The sequence below is a fragment of the Streptomyces sp. SA15 genome (genome assembly GCF_002291145.1).
In the GTDB taxonomy this organism is placed as follows: domain Bacteria; phylum Actinomycetota; class Actinomycetes; order Streptomycetales; family Streptomycetaceae; genus Streptomyces.
Map to the genome: position 1 here is coordinate 24,310 of NZ_NTGE01000114.1, position 20,413 is coordinate 44,722.

Genomic DNA, 20,413 nt, shown 5'->3' on the forward strand with positions numbered 1-20,413 from the left:
GGTTGTCAGTGGGGGGTCGTACGGTGGATGGCATGCGGCCCGTTTCCCACATCGAACGCACGGTGGCGCCTTTCGAGGTCGTCAGCCCGTACCAGCCCAGCGGCGACCAGCCGGCGGCCATCGCCGACCTCGCCCGGCGCATCGAGGCCGGTGAGAAGGACGTCGTCCTGCTCGGCGCGACCGGCACCGGCAAGTCCGCCACCACCGCGTGGATGATCGAGAAGCTCCAGCGCCCCACGCTGGTGATGGCGCCGAACAAGACCCTGGCCGCCCAGCTGGCGAACGAGTTCCGCGAGCTGCTGCCGAACAACGCCGTCGAGTACTTCGTCTCGTACTACGACTACTACCAGCCCGAGGCGTACGTCCCTCAGTCGGACACCTACATCGAGAAGGACTCCTCGATCAACGAGGAGGTCGAGCGGCTGCGCCACTCCGCGACCAACTCGCTGCTCACCCGCCGCGACGTCGTGGTGGTCGCCTCGGTCTCCTGCATCTACGGCCTCGGTACGCCGCAGGAGTACGTGGACCGGATGGTCCCCCTCAGGGTCGGCGAGGAGTTCGACCGCGACGAGCTCCTGCGCCGCTTCGTGGACATCCAGTACACGCGCAACGACCTGGCCTTCTCCCGCGGCACCTTCCGCGTGCGCGGCGACACCATCGAGATCTTCCCGGTCTACGAGGAGCTCGCCGTCCGCATCGAGATGTTCGGCGACGAGATCGAGGCCCTGTCCACCCTCCACCCGCTCACCGGCGAGATCATCAGCGACGACCAGCAGCTGTACGTCTTCCCGGCCTCCCACTACGTGGCGGGTCCCGAGCGCCTGGAGCGGGCCGTCAACGACATCGAGAAGGAGCTCGGGGAGCGCTTGGCCGAGCTGGAGAAGCAGGGCAAGCTCCTGGAGGCCCAGCGCCTCAGGATGCGCACGACGTACGACCTCGAGATGCTCCGCCAGATCGGCAGCTGCTCCGGCGTGGAGAACTACTCGATGCATTTCGACGGCCGCTCGCCCGGGTCCCCGCCCAACACCCTGCTCGACTACTTCCCGGACGACTTCCTGCTCGTCATCGACGAGTCGCACGTCACCGTCCCGCAGATCGGCGCCATGTACGAGGGCGACGCCTCCCGCAAGCGCACGCTCGTCGACCACGGCTTCCGCCTGCCTTCCGCCCTCGACAACCGCCCCCTGAAGTGGGAAGAGTTCCATGAGCGCATCGGTCAGACCGTCTACCTGTCGGCGACCCCCGGCAAGTACGAGCTCTCCCGCGGGAACGGCGTCGTCGAGCAGATCATCCGGCCCACCGGCCTCGTCGACCCCGAAGTCGTCGTCAAGCCCACCGAGGGCCAGATCGACGACCTGGTGCACGAGATCCGGGTGCGCACCGAGAAGGACGAGCGTGTCCTGGTCACCACGCTCACCAAGAAGATGGCCGAGGACCTCACCGACTACTTCCTGGAGCTCGGCATCCAGGTGCGCTACCTGCACAGCGACGTCGACACCCTGCGCCGCGTGGAGCTGCTGCGCGAGCTGCGCTCCGGCGAGTTCGACGTCCTGGTCGGCATCAACCTCCTGCGCGAGGGCCTCGACCTGCCCGAGGTGTCCCTGGTGGCGATCCTGGACGCCGACAAGGAGGGATTCCTGCGCTCGGGCACCTCCCTGATCCAGACCATCGGCCGCGCGGCGCGCAACGTCTCCGGCCAGGTCCACATGTACGCCGACAAGATCACCCCGGCGATGGAGAAGGCCATCGAGGAGACCAACCGCCGCCGGGAGAAGCAGGTCGCGTACAACAAGGAGAGGGGCCTCGACCCCCAGCCGCTGCGCAAGAAGATCAACGACATCGTCGCGCAGATCGCCCGCGAGGACATCGACACCGAGCAACTCCTCGGCTCCGGCTACCGCAAGGCGAAGGACGGCAAGGGCGCCAAGGCCCCCGTGCCGGCCCTCGGCGGCAAGGCGGCGGGAGGCGCCAAGGCCGGCAAGGGCAAGGCCAAGGCCAAGGAGACGGTCCCGACCGACCGCCCGGCCGCCGAGCTCGCGGAGCAGATCGAGGAGATGACCGAGCGCATGCGCGCCGCCGCCGCCGACCTCCAGTTCGAGATCGCCGCCCGGCTGCGCGACGAGGTCTCCGAGATGAAGAAGGAACTGCGCCAGATGAAGGAGGCCGGCCTGGCCTGACGGCCCGCACGGGTGCCGGTCCCGGCCCGGACCGGCGCCCGCCGGAGCGTCCCCGCGGCTCACCGCGTACGCACTGTGTTGCAAGACCGACACAAAGTGCGGACATGGGTACGGCACTGTCAGTGGCCCTGCGTAGGGTTCAGGGCATCCGCGGATCCCGCGGCAACAGGGGAAACACGAAAGGGGACCAGCGCGTGGTGGACGTATCCAAGGGCGGCACGCCCGGCGGTGGCGTCAATCTGACCAAGGGTCAGGCCATCAGCCTGCAGAAGAAGGACGGCGGCAGCCTGACCGCCGTGCGCATGGGTCTCGGCTGGCAGGCGGCTCCCCGGCGCGGGCTGTTCGGCACGCGCACCCGGGAGATCGACCTCGACGCCTCCGCCGTCCTGTTCGCGGACAAGCAGCCGGTCGACGTCGTGTTCTTCCGGCACCTGGTGAGCGACGACGGCTCGGTGCGCCACACCGGCGACAACCTCGTCGGGGGTGTCGGCCAGGGCGGCGACGACGAGGCGATCCTCGTCGACCTGTCGCGCGTGCCGGTCCACATCGACCAGATCGTCTTCACCGTGAACTCCTTCACGGGACAGACCTTCCAGGAGGTGCAGAACGCGTTCTGCCGCCTGGTCGACGAGACCAACGGCCAGGAACTCGCCCGCTACACGCTCGCGGGCGGCGGCGCCTACACGGCCCAGATCATGGCCAAGGTGCACCGCACGGGCCCGGGCTGGACGATGACGGCCCTCGGCACGCCGACCAACGGCCGCACCTTCCAGGACCTGATGCCGGCGATCCTGCCGCACCTGTAGGCCGGCACGGCGATCGGCCCACGACACGACACAACGACACAGGGGGACGAAGGGCGATGACGGCCGAGCTGGTGCGGGGGCAGAACCACCCGCTCTCCCAGGCCCGTCTCGAGATCCGGGTCTCGGCCGGCACATCGGTCGTGGCCGGAGCCACGCTCGGCGACGAGCAGGGCACGGTGCACGGCATCGAGTGGGTGGCCCACCCGGGCACACCCACCCTGCCGGGGCTCGAGGTCTCCCGGCAGGCGGCCGCCGACCATCGCCTCGCGGTCGACCTCGGCGCCATGCCCGAGGCCGTGCAGCGGATCAGCGTGCTGCTCGCCCTGCCCGCGGCGGGCGGGGGAGGACCGGTGAGCTTCGGTGCCGTAGCCGCCCCGTTCGTCGCGGTCACCGGCCTGGACGGCACCGAGGTCGCCAGCTACACGATCACCGGCCTGGACGCCGAGTCGGCCGTCGTCGCCCTGGAGCTGTACCGCCGCCAGGGCGCCTGGAAGGTGCGCGCCGTCGGCCAGGGATATGCGGGCGGCCTCGCCGAGCTCCTCACCGACCAGGGCCTGCCACAGGCCCACCAGCTCGCCGGGGGTATCAACGAGGCGGTGGCGCAGGGCTTGGCCCGCTCGGTCCCGGCACCCCCGCCGCGTACGACGTCCGGCGACCGCTCCCGACAGGCGGCCGCACCGGCAGGCGGCCCCGACCCAGCCCGCCCCACGACCCAGGGCGCTTCCGGCCCCGTACCGACGCAGCCGACGTCTCCGTACGGTCCCCAGGCACCCGGCGCACCACCGCAGCCCACGTCTCCGTACGCCACGCAGGGCACCCCGGCCGCTGACCCACCGCAGCCCGGACACCCCCAAGGGCCCGCGCCCACAGGCCCCTCCGCCGCCCCCCAGCCGTCCATGCCGCCCGCCGGGGGCCCGATCGACTACAGCCACCCCCGCCGACAGAACGCGGCCCCGCCGCCCCCGCCGGCCGCACCTCCGGCCCAGCCCGGGCAGCCCGCGCGGCCGGTCGCCGGTGACGCGACCGGCTGGTCCATGGACGAGCGGCTCTACAACCAGGTATGGGGCATGTTCGAGGACCTGGCCCGCACCATGGCCGCGTATCGCAGCGCCGTCGACTTCGCCGACTCGCGCATGGAGAAGGAACTCGACCAGGTCCTGTCCGACCCGCGCAGCCGGATCGGCGGACAGGGCGACGCCGCGCGCGAGGCGGCCCGCGCCAAGTACACCCAGCTCGTCGACCAGGCCCGCGAGGCCCTCGACCGGGACCTCACCCAGCTCACCGCGGAATCCGAGGTCGTCGAGCCCGCGCTGCCGCCGGCCTACGCAGGCTGGGACAGCCCCGTGTGGCACGGCTACCGCGTGCCCACGGACAACCCCATGGCGCTGCGCCTGGGCGACCTCCACCTGCCCGAGTGCGCCCAGCTGCGGATACCGCTGCTGGTCCGCCTGCCGCTGGAACGCGGGCTGTGGATCGACAGCGGACGTGCCGGATCGCTGGACGGCTCGTTCACCGACGCCCACGACCTGCGGCGGCTCGCGATGGAGACAGCGGTGGGGCACGCGGCCCGGCTGCTCGCCGTCCATCCGGCGGGCGAGTTCACCGTGCACGTCATCGACCCCGCCGGTTCAGGAGCGCAGGCGCTCGTACCTCTGGTGCGGACCGGCGTCCTCGCGGCCCCGCCCGCGGTCGGCGCGGCGGGGGTGACGGACGTCCTCGGCCGCCTCACCGAGCGCGTCGACCTGGTGCAGATGGCCGTGCGCGCCGGTGCGGCCGACTCGCTCCCGCCCGGCCTCGACACCTCCGAGCAGTTGCTGATCGTCAACGACTTCCCGCACGGCTTCGACGACCGTGCCGTGAACCAACTGCGCTACCTCGCCGACGAGGGCCCGGCCGTCGGCGTCCACCTGATGATGGTCGCGGACCGCGAGGAGGCGGCCGGCTACGGCCCGTTGCTCGACCCGTTGTGGCGTTCGTTCCTGCGACTGACCCCGGTGCCCGACGACCACCTCGCCGACCCCTGGGTCGGGCATGCCTGGACGTACGAGCCGTCGCTCGTGCCGGCCGGCAGTCAGGTGCTCCAACATGTGCTCACCGAGGTCGCTGCTGCCCGTACCAAGCGCACGTAAAGCGAGCTGACCAGGTAATTTGACCTCTCTTTTGCCAACTGCTTTACCTTTCCTTGGTGATTGGGGTACCGTCTTCCTCACGGAGGGGAGTACTCCCTGTCGACTGCGGCGTACCCGTCAATACGGATCAGGCCAGATCCCGGGGCGTCGGCCCATCTTGGGTGGAAGAGACCTCCGGTAGCGACGACGCTGACATTTGCCGTTACGACTGCCGGAGGCGCAGTGGATGTTTCCCTGACCCTGTGGGTCCTGACGATCGTGGGCCTCGCCGCCCTGATCGCTGTCGACTTCTTCATCGGCCGCAAGCCGCATGACGTATCCATCAAGGAAGCCGGAATCTGGACGGTCGTCTGGATCGTCCTGGCCGTACTCTTCGGGCTCGGCCTGCTCGTCTTCGGCGGCGGTCAGCCGGCCGGCGAGTTCTTCGCGGGCTTCATCACCGAGAAGTCGCTGAGTGTCGACAACCTCTTCGTCTTCGTCCTGATCATGGCGAAGTTCGCGGTTCCCTCGCAGTACCAGCAGCGGGTGCTCCTCATCGGCGTCCTCATAGCCCTGGTCCTGCGGGCCATCTTCATCGCCGCCGGCGCGGCGATCCTCGCCAGCTTCTCGTGGGTGTTCTACCTCTTCGGCGCCTTCCTGATCTGGACCGCCTGGAAGCTCATCCAGGAGGCCCGGGCCGACCAGGAGGACGAGGAGTACGAGGAGAACAAGCTGCTCAAGGCCGCCGAGCGTCGCTTCGGCGTCGCCGACCGCTACCACGGCACCAAGCTGTGGATCCAGGAGAACGGCAAGCGGGTCATGACCCCGATGCTGGTCGTGATGCTCGCGATCGGCACCACGGACGTCCTCTTCGCGCTCGACTCGATCCCCGCGATCTTCGGCCTGACGCAGGACCCGTACATCGTCTTCACGGCCAACGCGTTCGCGCTGATGGGCCTCAGGCAGCTGTACTTCCTGATCGGCGGACTGCTCAAGAAGCTGGTCCACCTCAGCTACGGCCTGTCGATCATCCTCGGCTTCATCGGCGTCAAGCTGGTCCTGCACGCGCTGCACGAGTCCGGTGTCCACGTCCCGGAGATCAGCATCCCGGTCTCCCTCGGCGTGATCTGCGCGGTTCTGATCGTCACTACGATCACCAGCCTCAGGGCCTCCAAGAAGCAGGCGGCGGCCGAGGCGGAAGCGCAGACCGAAGGCGCTCCGAAGGACAGCATCGAGGCCTGACCACCTCGGACGTAGGAGAACCACCCCCGGGAGGGGGTGGTTCTCCGTACGCCATCTGCGACGACCACTTCAGCAGCCGGCGCGATCAATCCATGGCCGGCTTCGCCGCCACCACCGGCACCGGCCGCGTCTCCGGCAGCAGCGCGAAACACCCCAGGCTGAGCAGCGCGACCCCGGTCAGATACGCCCCCACGCCCCACGGCACCCGACCGCCCTGCTCGACGAGAGCCGTCGCCACGATCGGCGTGAGCGCGCCCCCGAGGACCCCGCCGAGGTTGTAGCCGACCGCGGCGCCCGTGCAGCGCACCCGCGGCTCGTACAGCTCCGGCAGATACGCGGCGATGACCGCGAACATCGTGATGAACGCCAGCATCGCGCCCAGGAAGCCGAGGAACATCAGCAGCGGCTCCCCCGTCGCGAGAAGCGCGACCATCGGGAACATCCACAGGGCGGCCGCCGCACACCCGGCCAGACACAGGGGCCGCCGCCCCCAGCGGTCGCCGAACAGCGCCGCCACGGGCGTCAGCAAGCCTTTCACCAGTACCGCGGCCATGATGCAGGTCAGCATGACGGTACGGCTCACCCCGAGCCGCTCCGTCGCGTACGCCAGGGACCAGGTCGTCACGGCGTAGAAGATCGCGTACCCGACCGAGAGCGCCCCGGCCGTCAGCAGCACGAGCCGCCAGTGGTCGCGCACGACCTCGGCGAGCGGCACGCGCGCGTGGTCGTCGATTTCGAGAAACCGGGGACTCTCCGCGAGCGACGACCGCAGCCACAGTCCGCCCACCGCCAGGACCCCCGCCGCCCAGAACGGCACCCGCCATCCCCACTGGGTGAACTGCTCGTCGGACAGCGTCGCCGCCAGTCCCAGCACCACACCGTTGGCGAGCAGGAAGCCCAGCGCGGGCCCCACCTGCGGGAAGCTGGACCAGAGGCCGCGCCGTTCGGCGGGCGCGTGCTCCACGGTCAGCAGCACGGCCCCGCCCCATTCCCCGCCGAGCCCGAGCCCCTGCAGGAAACGCAGCACCAGAAGCAGCACGGGAGCGGCCACGCCGATCGTCTCGTACGTGGGTACACAGCCGACCGCGACCGTGGAGGCGCCGGTCAGCAGCAGCGAGGCGACCAGGACCGGCCGGCGCCCGTGCCGGTCCCCGATGTGCCCGAACAGCACCGACCCCAGCGGCCGCGCGACGAAGCCCACGCCGAACGTGCCGAAGGCGGCCAGTGTCCCCGCGACCGGCGAGAACGTCGGGAAGAACAGCGGCCCGAGGACCAGCGCCGCGGCTGTCCCGTAGACGAAGAAGTCGTAGAACTCGATGGCCGTCCCGGCGAGCGAGGCGGCCGCGAGCCGCAGCATGGAGGGTGCCCTTACGGTGCGTACGTCGTGCATGCCGCGTCAACTACCCACAGTGATCGCGGGTTACGGGGGCGCGCGGGGTCGCGGCCCGCGTCAGTACGCGACCGTGATGCGCCGGGCCGGGCCGTCGACGCGCACGGTGCCGCCGTACGGGATGACCAGTTGAGGGTCGGTGTGCCCGAAGTCCACGTCGAAGACGATCGTGGTCTCGGGGGCGTAGATCCGCATGGCACGCAGCACGGCCTCGCGCTGCTCGGCGGCGTAACGAGCGCCCTCCTCCGGGCTGTTGGGGCGTTCGAAGGACCAGGTCTTCGGGCGGCCCATCAGGAGCGCGGAGAAGCGCTGGAGCAGGCCGCGCTCGCCCATGTTCCGCAGGGTGCAGAAGACCTCCGTGCCGCTCGGCAGGTCCTCCGAGGTCTCCAGGAGCAGCACTCCACCGTCGTACACCGTCAGATCGTGGCAGACCTCGCGGTCGGCCATCAGCAGCCAGCCGAGGATCTCCAGGTTGCCGCCCCAACTGCGGCCCTCGACCACCCTGTCGGCGTTCAGCCAGGTCCACCCGGTGCCGGGCCGCGTCTCCGGCTCCGCCTCGAAGGTCGCGGGGTCCGCCCAGTCGCGGTCGACGTCACTCCAGCGCTCGGCGGGCCTCAGTTCGTACTCGCTCGAGGTGAACAGGGCCGCCCGCAGGGACTCGGCGGTCTGCGGGTGCAGGGCGCCGGGGCGGCCCAGTTGGACCATCACGGTCGCGCCGTGGTAGGCGACGATCCCGGTGTTGTGCAGGTAGGCGAGCAGGTTCGTGTTGTCGCTCATCCCGAAGAAAGGCTTCGGGTTCGCCCGGATCAACTCCCGGTCCAGCAGCGGCAGCACGGTGATCTGGTCGTCGCCGCCGATCGACGCCATGACCGCCTTGACGCCGGGGTCGGCGAAGGCCGCGTGGATGTCGTCGGCACGCTCCCGCGGCGTCGTCCCCATCTTCCGGGTCGTCGGATACTCGACGGGCTCGAGGCCGTACTCCGTGCGCAGCCGCTCCAAGCCCAGCTCGTAGGGGCGCGGGAAGAGCTCGGGCAGGCCGTCGGAAGGCGAGATGACGGCTATGCGGTCGCCGGGTAAGGGCTTGGGAGGGTACGCGGGTGTCGTCATCCCGCGAGGGTACGAGCCGTCGCTCCCTCCTCGCACCGTGATAAACCGGGTGCGAGCATCCCGCCTTCACCGGACCGGAGGAACCGTGCCCCGCACCCTGGCCAACGCCCCGATCATGATCCTCAACGGCCCCAACCTGAACCTGCTGGGTCAGCGCCAGCCGGAGATCTACGGCTCCGACACCCTCGCCGACGTTGAGGCCCTGTGCGCCAAGGCGGCGGCCGCGCACGGCGGCATGGTGGACTTCCGTCAGTCCAACCACGAGGGCGAGCTGGTCGACTGGATCCACGAGGCGCGGCTGAACCACTGCGGGATCGTCATCAACCCGGGTGCCTACTCGCACACGTCAGTGGCGATTCTGGACGCACTCAGCACCTGCGACGGACTGCCGGTGCTGGAGGTCCACATCTCCAACATCCACCAGCGCGAGTCTTTCCGGCATCACTCGTACGTCTCGCTGCGCGCCGACGGGGTCATCGCGGGGTGCGGGGTGCAGGGGTACGTGTTCGGCGTCGAGCGGGTCGCGGCGCTGGCGCGGGCGGGTCAGGCCGAGGCGTAAGTCCCGCTGTCTAGGCGGACGCCCCTTACAGCCGCCCCGCCTCCACGATCCGCCGCAGGAAGCGCCGCGTGCGCTCCTGCTGCGGATCGCCGAAGATCTGCTCGGCCGTGCCGCGCTCCAGAACCACCCCTCCGTCCAGAAAACAAACCTGGTCGGCGACATCTCGGGCGAAGCCCATCTCGTGCGTCGCCAGCACCATGGTCATACCGTCCTCTTTGAGGTCGCGGACGACGGTGAGAACTTCACCCACGAGCTCGGGGTCGAGGGCGGCGGTGATCTCGTCGAGCAGCAGCAACCGGGGACGTACCGCCAGAGCGCGGACGATCGCCGCCCGCTGCTGCTGGCCGCCGCTCAGCCGGTCCGGGTACTCGCCCGCCTTCTCGCCCAGCCCGAGCCGCTCGAGGAGCTCACGCGCGCGTGCCTCGGCCTCCGCGCGGGACACACCGTGCACTCGGCGCGGGGCCAGGGTGATGTTCTCCAGGACCGTCATGTGCGGAAAGAGGTTGTACGCCTGGAAGACCACGCCGATACGGCGGCGTACCGCGTCCTGGTCGGCACGCGGGTCGGTGATCTCCTCGTCGTCCAGCCAGATCGCGCCGTCGTCGATCTCCTCCAGGAGGTTGGCACAGCGCAGCAGCGTGGACTTGCCGGAGCCGGAGGCGCCGATCAGCGCGGTCACCGTGTGCGGCGCGACTTCCAGGTCGACGTCCCGCAGCACTACCGAGCCGCCGAAGGTCTTGCGGACTGACTCCATCCGCAGCACGGGTGCGTCGCTCACAGTGATCCTCCCTGGGCCCGCTGACGGTCCATCCGGGCCGTCACCCAGTCGGTGAACCGGGTCATCGGGATGGTCAGCGCCACGAAGACCAGGCCCGCGACGATGTACGGCGTGTAGTTGAGGCTGCGGCCCACGATGATGTCGGCGGCCCGTACGGCGTCGATCGCGCCGCCGATCGACACGAGCCCGGTGTCCTTCTGGAGGGACACCAGGTCGTTCAGCAGGGGCGGCACCTGACGGCGCACGGCCTGCGGCAGGACGACGTACCGCAGCGCCTGCCGGTTGGTCAGGCCGAGCGAGCGGGCCGCGGCGCGCTGCGAGGGGTGCACGGACTCGATGCCGGCGCGGAACACCTCGGCGACGTACGCCGAGTACGTCAGCGTCAGCGCCGTACCGCCCAGCAGCACCGGGTCGACGGTCACGCCCTGCAGTCGCAGCGCGGGGACACCGAGGACCACGATCATCAGGTTGATGATGAGCGGCAGGCCCCGGAAGAAGTCGGTGTACGCGGCGGCCAGCACCCGCAGCGGGAAGAACACCGGGCCCCGAAGGGTGCGGGCGACGGCGATCAGCATCCCGAGGACCAGCACGGCGGCGCCGCAGATCAGCAGCAGCCGGACGTTGAGCCAGAGCCCTTCGAGGACCTTGGGGAACGCCTCGCGCGCGTAGCCCCAGTCGAAGAACGTCTCCTTGGTGCGCGGCCAGCCGGGCGCGTTGACGACGACCACATAGAGGACGACGCCCGTGAGCAGGGTCGAGAGCGCGCCGATCGCCGTGGCACGACGGGAGCGGGCGCGCTTGTAGGCCTCGCGCTCGATCCGCCGCTGCGACGGGACGTATCCGTCGCCCCCGCCGGTCATGTCACCCTTGTCGTCCGCGCCCTCCTGGCCGGACTCCTCCTTCGTGACCGTCACTTGAGCACCGGGGCGTCGACGGCGTCGGACAGCCACTGCTGCTCGAGCTTCGCCAGCGTGCCGTCCTCGCGCAGCGCGTCCACGGCGTCCGTCACGCACGAGGTGAGCGCGCTGCCCTTGTCGAGGACGAGCCCGAACTGCTCCGGCGTACCGCTCTGGTTCTCGAACTGCCCCACGATCTTCGCGTCCGTCACCTCGGCCGAGGTGATGTAGAAGGCGGTCGGCAGGTCCACGACGATGGCGTCGACCTGGCCGTTCTGCAGCGCGGACTTGGCCTGGTCGTTCTTGGCGTACGCGGCGGCCGCCTGCTTCGGCCGCACCACGTCGTTGATGTAGTTGAGGCTGGTGGTGCCGACCTGGGCGCCCAGCTTCACGTCCTTCAGGTCCGCGATGCTCTTCGCCTTCGCGGCCTTGGAGTCCTTCAGCGCGATGACGGCCTGGCGCACGTCGTAGTAGCCGGACGAGAAGTCCACGGCCTTCTTGCGCTCGTCGCTGATGGACACCTGGTTGATGTCGAAGTCGAACGTCTTCTCGCCGGGCGCGAAGGCCTTGTTGAAGGGGACGCTCTGCCAGACGACGGCGTTCTTGTCGTAGCCGAGTTGCTTCGCCACGGCGTACGCGACCGCCGACTCGAAGCCCTCGCCGTTCGCGGGCTTGTCGTCCTTGAACCACGGCTCGTACGCGGGCTCGTCGGTGGCGATGGTCAGCTTGCCGGAGGCCTTGGTGCTCAACTTGCCCTTGGCGCAGGTGGTCCCGGCCGAACCCGAAGGCGAGTCGGCCGCCTTCTCCTCCGGCTGCGGAGCACAGCCGACGGCGGTGGCGAGCAGGGCGATGGTCGCGGCGGCGACGGCGCGGCGCAGCGCGCGCGGGGCAGGATGCATGGCGGGAGATTGACAGCCCGCCGACCCGTTTGTCGAGGTCACAGCGGGAATTGTCCGGATAGTGGGAACGGGTGTTGCATTCTTGTGAACACTTCCCGCGAAGGTCGCCGGGGCCGCCGGTCGAGGGCGGGGATCGGAAGACCGGCGGCCCGTACCGCGCAGGAGCCGTCATCCTGTGCGGGGCTGCTTCCAGTTGACTGCGCAACCATGTGCGCGGGGAGCGTGCGCGTGACACCGGCGTGTGTGAATGCTTCACACGGGGCGCGTGCACGGCGCTGGCCCGGGGCGCGCATTCAGTACGCGCGCCCGCGTGCCGACGCTCACCACCCGCGCGCGTGCCACTCCGGCAGATGCGGCCGCTCCGCGCCGAGCGTGGTGTCGTCGCCGTGCCCCGGGTAGACCCAGGTCTCGTCCGGCAGCACGTCGAAGATCTTCGTCTCGACGTCGTGGATCAGGCTGGCGAACGCCTTCGGATCCTTACGGGTGTTGCCCACGCCGCCCGGGAAAAGGCAGTCGCCCGTGAACACGTGGGGATGCCCGTGCGGGTCGTCGTAGACGAGGGCGATCGAGCCCGGCGTGTGCCCGACCAGATGGCGCGCGGTGAGCTCTACCCGCCCCACACGGAGGACGTCGCCGTCGTCCACCAGCACGTCGGTCGGCACGGGAATGCCGTCGGCGTCGTCGCGTCCGGCGTAGGTACGGGCGTCGGTGGCCGCGACGACCTCGGCGAGCGCCTGCCAGTGATCGCCGTGCTGGTGCGTGGTGACCACAGACGCGATGCCGTCGTCGCCGATCGTGCCGAGCAGGGTCTCGGCGTCGTTGGCCGCGTCGATCAGCAACTGCTCGTCGGTGGCCCGGCAGCGCAGCAGATAGGCGTTGTTGTTCATCGGGCCGACCGCGATCTTCGTGATCATCAGGTCCTTGAGTTCATGCACGTCGGCAGGGCCGCCGACCGTCACCTGGCCGCTGTACGTCATGGCGTCAGCCTATAGCGGGGGAGCGGCCCGGAGACGTCCTGGTGCTACAGCGGAGGGAGTGCGGGCAGGGTGCCGCCACGCACTGTCAGCCCAGAGCCGTCACGGCGTCCGGCGAGCCAGCCGAGCAGGTCGGGTCCGGTGCCCGTGACGGTGACCTCGGGTGTGCTCGCCTCGCGGCCCGTGCCCCACGCGCGCATGCCGTCCGTGAGGTGGGTGGCCGGCACGTCGGGGTGGCCGCTGAAGCGCTCGGTCAGGAAGTCGATCTCCCGCTCCACGAACTCGGCGGGAAGATCCTCCAGCTCGTACCCGATCCCGAGGTCCACATGATGCAGCTCCACCTCGACCCACCGCCGGAACGGCACCCGGGACGCCGAGTCGGTGACCCCGTTGCGCAGCTCGACCGTGCGCGACCAGTCCGCCGGGGCGGTCCCGGTCTCCTGGAAGCGGGCCGCGCTCTCGCGCAGTTCGGCGAGCTGGACGTCGAGGGGGCGCGGGGCGTCCCGCTCGATGTCGGCGTCACGCGCCTCGGCGGAGGCGTACATGGGACGCCCCTCCAGGACGTTCACGAGGGCGTCGGCGTTCCGGGAGAGATGGGCCAGGATGTGGCCACGGGTCCAGCCGGGCAGGCGTGACGGCTCGGACACGGACGCGTTGTCCAATTTGGCGGCTGCGGTGAGCAGCCGCTCCGTCGCATCGCGTACAGACGCCAGGTCATGGGCGTGATCAATCATGGTCCTGACCCTAGACCCGCCACACCTTTGGGTGAAGGTGGTGAACAGGCGCCGTAAATCGAATGTGCGTGCTATAGGGTCTGGCGTGGCGTCGGGCATGCTGGATGGCCGGGGATTGTTATGCCTCCTGGGAATCCGACCGGCGTTGTCAGTGGCTCCCCCTAGTCTGAGAAAGCACGGGGGCCTCGCCCCTGTCACTTCTCTCAAGAAAGGTGCGGACCGGCGTGGCCGACCGTCTCATCGTCCGTGGCGCGCGCGAGCACAACCTGAAGAACGTCTCGCTCGACCTGCCCCGCGACTCGCTCATCGTCTTCACGGGCCTGTCCGGTTCGGGCAAGTCCTCCCTGGCCTTCGACACCATCTTCGCCGAGGGTCAGCGGCGCTACGTGGAGTCGCTCTCCTCGTACGCCCGCCAGTTCCTCGGTCAGATGGACAAGCCGGACGTCGACTTCATCGAGGGCCTGTCGCCCGCGGTCTCCATCGACCAGAAGTCGACCTCGCGCAACCCGCGCTCGACGGTCGGCACGATCACCGAGGTTTACGACTACCTGCGCCTGCTCTTCGCGCGCATCGGCAAGCCGCACTGTCCCGAGTGCGGCCGCCCGATCTCGCGCCAGTCGCCGCAGGCCATCGTCGACAAGGTCCTGGAGCTGCCGGAGGGGAGCCGCTTCCAGGTGCTGTCGCCGCTGGTGCGCGAGCGCAAGGGGGAGTTCGTCGACCTCTTCGCCGATCTCCAGACCAAGGGGTACAGCCGCGCGCGGGTGGACGGCGAGACCATCCAGCTCTCCAACCCGCCCACCCTGAAGAAGCAGGAGAAGCACACCATCGAGGTGGTCGTCGACCGCCTCACGGTGAAGGAGTCCGCCAAGCGCCGCCTCACCGACTCCGTGGAAACCGCCCTCGGCCTGTCCGGCGGCATGGTGGTGCTCGACTTCGTCGACCTCCCCGAGGACGACCCCGAGCGCGAGCGCATGTACTCCGAGCACCTGTACTGCGCGTACGACGACCTCTCCTTCGAGGAGCTGGAACCCCGCTCCTTCTCCTTCAACTCGCCCTTCGGCGCCTGCCCCGAGTGCACCGGCATCGGCACACGCATGGAGGTCGACCCCGAGCTGATCGTCCCGGACGAGGACAAGTCCCTTGACGAGGGCGCCATCCACCCCTGGTCGCACGGCCACACCAAGGACTACTTCGGCCGCCTGATCGGCGCCCTGGCGGACGCGTTGGGATTCCGGACGGACATCCCCTTCGCCGGTCTGCCGCAGCGCGCCAAGAAGGCTCTGCTCCACGGCCACAAGACGCAGATCGAGGTCCGGTACCGCAACCGCTACGGGCGCGAGCGCGTGTACACCACGCCCTTCGAAGGAGCGGTCCCCTTCGTCAAGCGCCGGCACAGCGAGGCCGAGAGCGACGCAAGCCGCGAGCGCTTCGAGGGCTATATGCGCGAGGTGCCCTGCCCCACCTGTGAGGGCACGCGCCTGAAGCCGATCGTCCTCGCGGTCACGATCATGGAGAAGTCGATCGCCGAGGTCTCCGCGATGTCGATCAGCGACTGCGCGGACTTCCTGGGCGAGCTGAAGCTGAGCACCCGCGACAAGAAGATCGCCGAGCGCGTGCTGAAGGAGGTCAACGAGCGGCTCAGGTTCCTGGTCGACGTCGGCCTGGACTATCTCTCGCTGAACCGCGCGGCCGGCACCCTCTCCGGCGGCGAGGCCCAGCGCATCCGCCTGGCCACCCAGATCGGCTCCGGCCTCGTCGGCGTCCTCTACGTCCTCGACGAGCCGTCCATCGGACTGCACCAGCGCGACAACCACCGGCTCATCGAGACCCTGGTCCGGCTGCGCGACATGGGCAACACGCTGATCGTCGTCGAGCACGACGAAGACACCATCAAGGTCGCCGACTGGGTCGTCGACATCGGCCCCGGCGCGGGCGAGCACGGCGGCAAGGTCGTCCACAGCGGCTCCCTGAAGGAGCTGCTGGCCAACGCCGAGTCGCAGACCGGCCAGTACCTGGCGGGCAAGAAGTCCATCCCGGTGCCCGACATCCGGCGCCCCCTCGACCTGTCCCGGCAGCTCACGGTGCACGGCGCCCGCGAGAACAACCTCCAGGACATCGACGTGTCCTTCCCGCTGGGCGTGTTCACCGCGGTCACGGGCGTGTCCGGCTCCGGCAAGTCGACGCTGGTCAACGACATCCTGTACACGCACCTGGCCCGTGAGCTCAACGGCGCCCGGAGCGTTCCCGGGCGGCACACGCGCGTGGACGGCGACGACCTCGTCGACAAGGTCGTGCACGTCGACCAGTCGCCCATCGGCCGCACCCCCCGGTCGAACCCGGCGACGTACACCGGCGTCTTCGACCACGTCCGCAAGCTGTTCGCCGAGACGACCGAGGCGAAGGTCCGCGGCTACATGCCCGGCCGTTTCTCCTTCAACGTCAAGGGCGGCCGCTGCGAGAACTGCGCGGGCGACGGCACCATCAAGATCGAGATGAACTTCCTCCCGGACGTGTACGTCCCCTGCGAGGTCTGCCACGGCGCCCGCTACAACCGGGAGACCTTGGAGGTCCACTACAAGGGCAAGTCCATCGCGGACGTGCTGAACATGCCGATCGAAGAGGCCATGCACTTCTTCGAGGCCGTCCCGGCGATCTCCCGCCACCTGAAGACGCTGAACGACGTCGGTCTCGGCTACGTCCGGCTCGGCCAGTCCGCGACCACCCTGTCCGGCGGTGAGGCGCAGCGCGTGAAGCTCGCCAGCGAGCTGCAGAAGCGCTCCACCGGACGCACGGTCTACGTCCTGGACGAGCCGACCACCGGACTGCACTTCGAGGACATCAGCAAGCTGCTGACGGTCCTGTCCGGCCTGGTCGACAAGGGCAACACGGTCATCGTCATCGAGCACAACCTCGACGTGATCAAGACCGCCGACTGGGTCGTCGACATGGGCCCCGAAGGCGGCGCCGGCGGTGGACTCGTCGTCGCCGAGGGCACGCCCGAGCAGGTGGCCGGGATTCCGGCCAGCCACACCGGCAAGTTCCTGCGCGAGGTCCTCAGCGCCGACCGGATCAGTGACGCACCGGTGAAGGCCCCGCGTCGGACGGCGGCCAAGACAGTGGTGGCGGCCACGTCGACGGCGAAGAGAACGGCGGCGACGGCCAAGGCCGCGAACAACACGGCGACGAAGAAGACGGCGGGAGCCACGAAGAAGGCGGCGCCCGCGAAGAAGACGGCCCGGGCTCGGAAGGTCTGACCGAAGGGCCGGACGGGCAACTCGCCAAGGCCCGCAAGGGGGTGGGCCCGGACCGCTGCGGCTGAGCAGATGCAGCCGACAGCGGCCCGGGTCACCCCTTTGCGCGCGCCTGCCGTACACGTGGGGGCATCATCGCGACCATGGCGGAACGGGCAAGTAGCGCCGCGCGGGGCACTACGCCGACGCATGCCCCCACTGCCGGCCGTGTCGGCGGCGGCCCTCGGCCACCTCGTGCTGCGCCTCGACCCCACGGAGAGCCGGTCCACCGGTGTGACATCGCCGCGGCCGGAAGGCCCGGGCGGGACGGGGCAACCGTAGACCGGAGTCTCGAAGGCTCAGGCCAGTTCCGCCGCGAACGGCGGCTCGGCCCCCGCGCGTGAGCACGTGATCGCCGCCGCGCGGGCGGCGAAACGCAGCAGCCGGGTCCAACCGTCGGCGCCCAGGCCCACGAGCGCCTGCGGGGACAGGGCGTCCCGGTCGGACAGGCCGTGCAGCAGGGCCGCGTTCACGGTGTCGCCGGCGCCGATCGTGTCCACGACGTCGACCTTCTCGCCCGGCACGGCGTACACCGCGCCGTCCCGGGTGAAGGCCGTCAGGCCGTCGCCACCCTGGGTGATCACGACGGCTGCGGGGCCGGCGGCCAGCCACTCCTGCGGGGTGCCGCCCAGCCACCGAGCGTCCTCCTCGGACAGCTTGAGCAGCGACACCGACGGCAGCCAGCTCTTGAACCGCGCCCGATAGGCGTCCGCGTCGGGAATCAGCCCCGTCCGGATGTTCGGGTCGAGCGTGGTGAACACGCCCTGCGCGGCCGCGCCCCGCATCAGATCCTCGTAGGCGCTCGCGCCCGGCTCCAGGACCAGCGAGCAGGTGCCGAAGGACACCGCCCGCGTCCCCGCCGGCAGCCCGGAGGGCGCCGTGAACAGCCGGTCGGCGGTGCCGTCGACGTAGAAGGAGTACGCGGCCGAGCCGTGCCCGTCGATCGTGGCGACCGCGAGGGTGGTCGGCTCCGTGCCACGCTGTACGGCCGACACGTCGACGCCGGACTCCCGCAGCCTGTCCAGCAGGGCCTCGCCGAAGGCGTCGTACGAGACGCGGGAGCAGAAGGCCGTGGGGGAGCCGAGGCGGCCGAGGGCGACGGCCGTGTTGTAGGGGCCGCCGCCGAGCGCCGGCTTCAGGTCCGCGAGGGCGCCCGTGCCCTGCGGTACCAGGTCGATCAGGGCCTCACCGGCGACGACGATCACGAGACGGTTCCTTTCTCGGACTGCTGGGGCTGCGTGGGGTGCTCCGGCTCCGCGGGGCAGCCGCACGAGGTGCGATGGACGAAGGCGCAGGCGAGCCGCACGGTCCGGGCGGGCCGGTCCGGTGCGGCGAGGCGGTCCAGGAGCAGCCGGACCGCCTGTGCGCCGAGCTCCTTGCTGGGCTGGGCGATCGCGGTGAGCCGGGGAGCGAACAGGTCCGCCCAGGCGAAGTCGTCGAAGCAGCACAGCGCGATGTCGTCGGGCACCGACAGGCCACGCTCGCGCAGCGCGCGCAGAGCCCCGATGGTCATCGCGTTGTTGGCCGTGACGAGCCCGGTGGGCGGCGCGGCGAGGGACAGCAGAGCCGCGGTCGCCCGTTCGGCGCCGGCCCCCTCGGAGTCGCCGTGCACCACCAGCCGCTCGTCGTAGGGGAGTCCGGCGGCCGCGAGGCCGTCCCGGTATCCGGTGATCCGCTCCCTGGTCGTGCTCAGCCCCGGCCGGCCCGCGACCAGGGCGATCCGGCGGTGGCCGAGCCCGGCGAGGTGGGTGACCAGCTCGGCCGTCGGCTCGGCGCTGTCGGCACAGACCTGGTCGAAGCGCGCCACACCGTCCTCGGGAAAGTCGAGCAGCCGGTCGAGGAACACGGTCGGTACGTCGTGACGCCCCAGGTAGGCGACGAGCGCGCGTGGATCCGCGGAGGGCGCGACGATCATGCCGTCCACCCGTCGTTCGTGCAGGAGCTGGACGACCTTGCGCTCATGCTCCGGATCGTCGTGCGGATCCGCGATGAGCAGGCTGTAGCCGTGCTCCAGGGCGCTGGCCTCGACTCCCTGGAGGATCTCCGTGAAGTACGGGTTGCTGATCGCCGACACCGCGAGGCCGATGGACCGCGTGCGGGAGGTCACCAGCGAGCGGGCGAGGGTGTTGGGCGTGTAGCCGAGCTCGTCGATGGCGTCCAGCACGGCCTGACGGGTGTGGGGCAGCACCGGCCGGGTGTCGTTCAGTACGTGCGAGACGGTCGCCACGGACACACCGGCGCTGCGCGCGACATCAGCCATGGTCGGCATTGGGTCCACCTCCCGGAGCGGAACGGCACGCGGCACCTGCGGCACGGGGAAGGTATCGCATGCGGAGCCGCACGTAAACGCTTGCGCAAGCGCTTACGCGGGATCGTCGGACATCACTTCCAGTCCCAGGCGATCCCCACGATCCCCGACCGCACCCGAGGTTCCACGAGGTGCACCGAGTGGTGCCGACCGGCGAGGGCCAGTTCCTGCCGGCCGCTGCGGGGCGCCGCCGCCGAGTGCTGGGCGAAACGGTGGCAGCGCGCCGGCAGCGCGTCCTCGTCGAACCGCACCTGGAGCGCGTACTGGCCGCCGGCCGGCCCGAACCCGCGGACGTACTCCCGCGACACACCGGCCGTGCCGTCCTCGACGCCGTAACGGAAGAGGAAGGTGTCGCCGGCCCGCAGCCGGGTGTCGAAGAGCAACTCGGCCACCAGCACCCCGGTCTCATGGTCCGACCGGACGCGTCCCGTACGGCAGTTCTCCAGGGCGTGGACCCTCATGCGCTCCGGCACGCAGCCCGGGTCGCCGTGGTGAACGGCCACGAAACGGTCGACGCCGTCCCGGTGGGCGCGCACGATGTGCTGCGCCTCGCGCCCCGCCAGCTCGCGGCGCGCCCCGATCCGTACGCGCTCGTGGTGCCCGAGTGTGTGCAGCCCGCCGTCGAGCGGCGAGTCAAGCTCGGCCAGCAGCTGTTCCAGGACGCCCGAGGCCTCCACCAGGGAGCGGTAGGAACGGGCCGCGGGCCGCTGTGCGGCCGGGTCCTCGTCGGTCCGGGCGAGCAGCCGGATCAGTGACTCCTCGGGCAGCTGGAGAATCTCCTCCAGCGCGCGTACGGCCCGCAAGGACTCGGGGCGTTGCGGGCGCCGGGCGCCCTGCTGCCAGTAGCTCAGGCTCGTGACGCCGACCCTCACCCCGTACCGCGACAGATGGTGCTGCACCCGCTGCAGCGGCAGTCCGCGGGCGGCGATCGCGGCGCGCAGCGCGACGTGGAAGGGTCCGCCACGCAGGGCCGAGTCCAGTTCCGCTGTGGCGATGGTGGCGACGTCCGCGTGCTGTGGGGCGTGCGGCATGCAGGGGCCTTTCTGTGAATGCTTCACAACGGCTGGTCAGACCGTTCACGAGAGGTGTGCCGGGGGCACCGCGCCGGCGCCGGGGGGTCTTCACATCCGTACGCCGTCGTTCAG

16 protein-coding genes are annotated in these 20,413 nt (G+C 70.3%); 6 read left to right on the forward strand and 10 right to left on the reverse strand.

Translation table 11 applies throughout. From position 1 onward, the window contains the following. The first annotated feature begins 32 nt into the window (after nucleotides 1–32). The 4 genes from uvrB to CLM62_RS26945 all read left to right on the forward strand — a co-directional run bounded on the left by uvrB (nucleotide 33) and on the right by CLM62_RS26945 (nucleotide 6,333). Nucleotides 33–2,177 carry an excinuclease ABC subunit UvrB gene (gene uvrB, locus CLM62_RS26930; RefSeq protein ID WP_095752502.1) on the forward strand — a complete coding sequence of 715 codons (2,145 nt, stop codon included), beginning with the start codon at nucleotides 33–35 and terminating at the stop codon, nucleotides 2,175–2,177. A gap of 239 nt (nucleotides 2,178–2,416) precedes the next feature. Then, a complete protein-coding gene (locus tag CLM62_RS26935) occupies nucleotides 2,417–2,983 on the forward strand; it encodes a TerD family protein (protein WP_095752555.1) in 567 nt (188 codons plus the stop codon). 56 nt (nucleotides 2,984–3,039) lie between these two features. Then, nucleotides 3,040–5,112, forward strand: a complete 2,073-nt coding sequence (locus tag CLM62_RS26940) for a TerD family protein (protein ID WP_095752503.1) — start codon at nucleotides 3,040–3,042, stop codon at nucleotides 5,110–5,112. 222 nt (nucleotides 5,113–5,334) lie between these two features. Beyond that, complete coding sequence (locus CLM62_RS26945) at nucleotides 5,335–6,333, forward strand: TerC family protein (RefSeq protein ID WP_095752504.1); 999 nt, start codon at nucleotides 5,335–5,337, stop codon at nucleotides 6,331–6,333. Between the two features lie 85 nt (nucleotides 6,334–6,418). On the opposite strand, the gene CLM62_RS26950 is transcribed toward CLM62_RS26945, so the two are convergent. Both CLM62_RS26950 and CLM62_RS26955 read right to left on the reverse strand, forming a co-directional pair. After that, nucleotides 6,419–7,723 (reverse strand): MFS transporter, encoded by a 1,305-nt coding sequence (locus CLM62_RS26950; RefSeq protein WP_257004111.1) that lies wholly within the window; start codon nucleotides 7,721–7,723, stop codon nucleotides 6,419–6,421. A gap of 60 nt (nucleotides 7,724–7,783) precedes the next feature. Continuing rightward, nucleotides 7,784–8,830: a S66 peptidase family protein gene (locus CLM62_RS26955; RefSeq protein ID WP_095752506.1), complete on the reverse strand. Its 1,047-nt coding sequence runs from the start codon at nucleotides 8,828–8,830 to the stop codon at nucleotides 7,784–7,786. 85 nt (nucleotides 8,831–8,915) lie between these two features. Here CLM62_RS26955 and aroQ point away from each other — a divergent pair, with 85 nt between their 5' ends. Continuing rightward, entirely contained in the window at nucleotides 8,916–9,389 is a 474-nt protein-coding gene (gene aroQ, locus CLM62_RS26960) for a type II 3-dehydroquinate dehydratase (protein ID WP_095752507.1), read from the forward strand. Nucleotides 9,390–9,414: 25 nt separating this feature from the next. Here the strand turns inward: aroQ and CLM62_RS26965 are convergent, their stop codons facing one another. From CLM62_RS26965 to CLM62_RS26985, 5 genes are all read right to left on the reverse strand, one after another. Then, the gene (locus tag CLM62_RS26965; RefSeq protein WP_306457936.1) at nucleotides 9,415–10,143 is read right to left on the reverse strand and encodes an amino acid ABC transporter ATP-binding protein; all 729 of its coding nucleotides are present in this window, start codon (nucleotides 10,141–10,143) and stop codon (nucleotides 9,415–9,417) included. A gap of 20 nt (nucleotides 10,144–10,163) precedes the next feature. Further along, nucleotides 10,164–11,081 carry an amino acid ABC transporter permease gene (locus CLM62_RS26970; RefSeq protein ID WP_095752509.1) on the reverse strand — a complete coding sequence of 306 codons (918 nt, stop codon included), beginning with the start codon at nucleotides 11,079–11,081 and terminating at the stop codon, nucleotides 10,164–10,166. Then, complete coding sequence (locus CLM62_RS26975; protein ID WP_095752510.1) at nucleotides 11,078–11,962, reverse strand: ABC transporter substrate-binding protein; 885 nt, start codon at nucleotides 11,960–11,962, stop codon at nucleotides 11,078–11,080. The genes CLM62_RS26970 and CLM62_RS26975 overlap by 4 nt, the downstream gene beginning before the upstream one ends. 320 nt (nucleotides 11,963–12,282) lie before the next feature. Continuing rightward, on the reverse strand, nucleotides 12,283–12,939 hold the full coding sequence (locus tag CLM62_RS26980; RefSeq protein ID WP_095752511.1) for an MBL fold metallo-hydrolase: 657 nt from the start codon (nucleotides 12,937–12,939) through the stop codon (nucleotides 12,283–12,285). 44 nt (nucleotides 12,940–12,983) lie between these two features. Next, nucleotides 12,984–13,670 carry a maleylpyruvate isomerase family mycothiol-dependent enzyme gene (locus CLM62_RS26985; RefSeq protein ID WP_095752512.1) on the reverse strand — a complete coding sequence of 229 codons (687 nt, stop codon included), beginning with the start codon at nucleotides 13,668–13,670 and terminating at the stop codon, nucleotides 12,984–12,986. 224 nt (nucleotides 13,671–13,894) lie between these two features. On the opposite strand from CLM62_RS26985, the gene uvrA reads away from it, so the two are divergent. Next, nucleotides 13,895–16,924 carry an excinuclease ABC subunit UvrA gene (gene uvrA / locus CLM62_RS26990; protein WP_095752513.1) on the forward strand — a complete coding sequence of 1,010 codons (3,030 nt, stop codon included), beginning with the start codon at nucleotides 13,895–13,897 and terminating at the stop codon, nucleotides 16,922–16,924. A gap of 335 nt (nucleotides 16,925–17,259) precedes the next feature. Here the strand turns inward: uvrA and CLM62_RS26995 are convergent, their stop codons facing one another. The 3 genes from CLM62_RS26995 to CLM62_RS27005 form a co-directional block, all read right to left on the reverse strand. Continuing rightward, on the reverse strand, nucleotides 17,260–18,165 hold the full coding sequence (locus CLM62_RS26995; RefSeq protein WP_095752514.1) for a carbohydrate kinase: 906 nt from the start codon (nucleotides 18,163–18,165) through the stop codon (nucleotides 17,260–17,262). Next, on the reverse strand, nucleotides 18,162–19,229 hold the full coding sequence (locus CLM62_RS27000) for a LacI family DNA-binding transcriptional regulator (RefSeq protein WP_095752515.1): 1,068 nt from the start codon (nucleotides 19,227–19,229) through the stop codon (nucleotides 18,162–18,164). Before CLM62_RS27000 ends, CLM62_RS26995 begins: the two co-directional genes overlap by 4 nt. A gap of 113 nt (nucleotides 19,230–19,342) precedes the next feature. Continuing rightward, nucleotides 19,343–20,299: a hypothetical protein gene (locus CLM62_RS27005; protein ID WP_095752516.1), complete on the reverse strand. Its 957-nt coding sequence runs from the start codon at nucleotides 20,297–20,299 to the stop codon at nucleotides 19,343–19,345. Nucleotides 20,300–20,413: the final 114 nt, after the last annotated feature.

Bases quoted from the DNA above. Each gene is read 5' to 3' on its own strand.
- CLM62_RS26940 (WP_095752503.1), top strand. From the start codon at position 3,040: ATGACGGCCGAGCTGGTGCGGGGGCAGAACCACCCGCTCTCCCAGGCC.
- CLM62_RS26965 (WP_306457936.1), bottom strand. From the start codon at position 10,143: ATGGAGTCAGTCCGCAAGACCTTCGGCGGCTCGGTAGTGCTGCGGGAC.
- CLM62_RS26980 (WP_095752511.1), bottom strand. From the start codon at position 12,939: ATGACGTACAGCGGCCAGGTGACGGTCGGCGGCCCTGCCGACGTGCAT.
- CLM62_RS26955 (WP_095752506.1), bottom strand. From the start codon at position 8,830: ATGACGACACCCGCGTACCCTCCCAAGCCCTTACCCGGCGACCGCATA.
- uvrB (WP_095752502.1), top strand. From the start codon at position 33: ATGCGGCCCGTTTCCCACATCGAACGCACGGTGGCGCCTTTCGAGGTC.
- CLM62_RS27005 (WP_095752516.1), bottom strand. From the start codon at position 20,299: ATGCCGCACGCCCCACAGCACGCGGACGTCGCCACCATCGCCACAGCG.
- CLM62_RS26950 (WP_257004111.1), bottom strand. From the start codon at position 7,723: ATGCACGACGTACGCACCGTAAGGGCACCCTCCATGCTGCGGCTCGCG.
- CLM62_RS27000 (WP_095752515.1), bottom strand. From the start codon at position 19,229: ATGCCGACCATGGCTGATGTCGCGCGCAGCGCCGGTGTGTCCGTGGCG.
- CLM62_RS26985 (WP_095752512.1), bottom strand. From the start codon at position 13,670: ATGATTGATCACGCCCATGACCTGGCGTCTGTACGCGATGCGACGGAG.
- CLM62_RS26975 (WP_095752510.1), bottom strand. From the start codon at position 11,962: ATGCATCCTGCCCCGCGCGCGCTGCGCCGCGCCGTCGCCGCCGCGACC.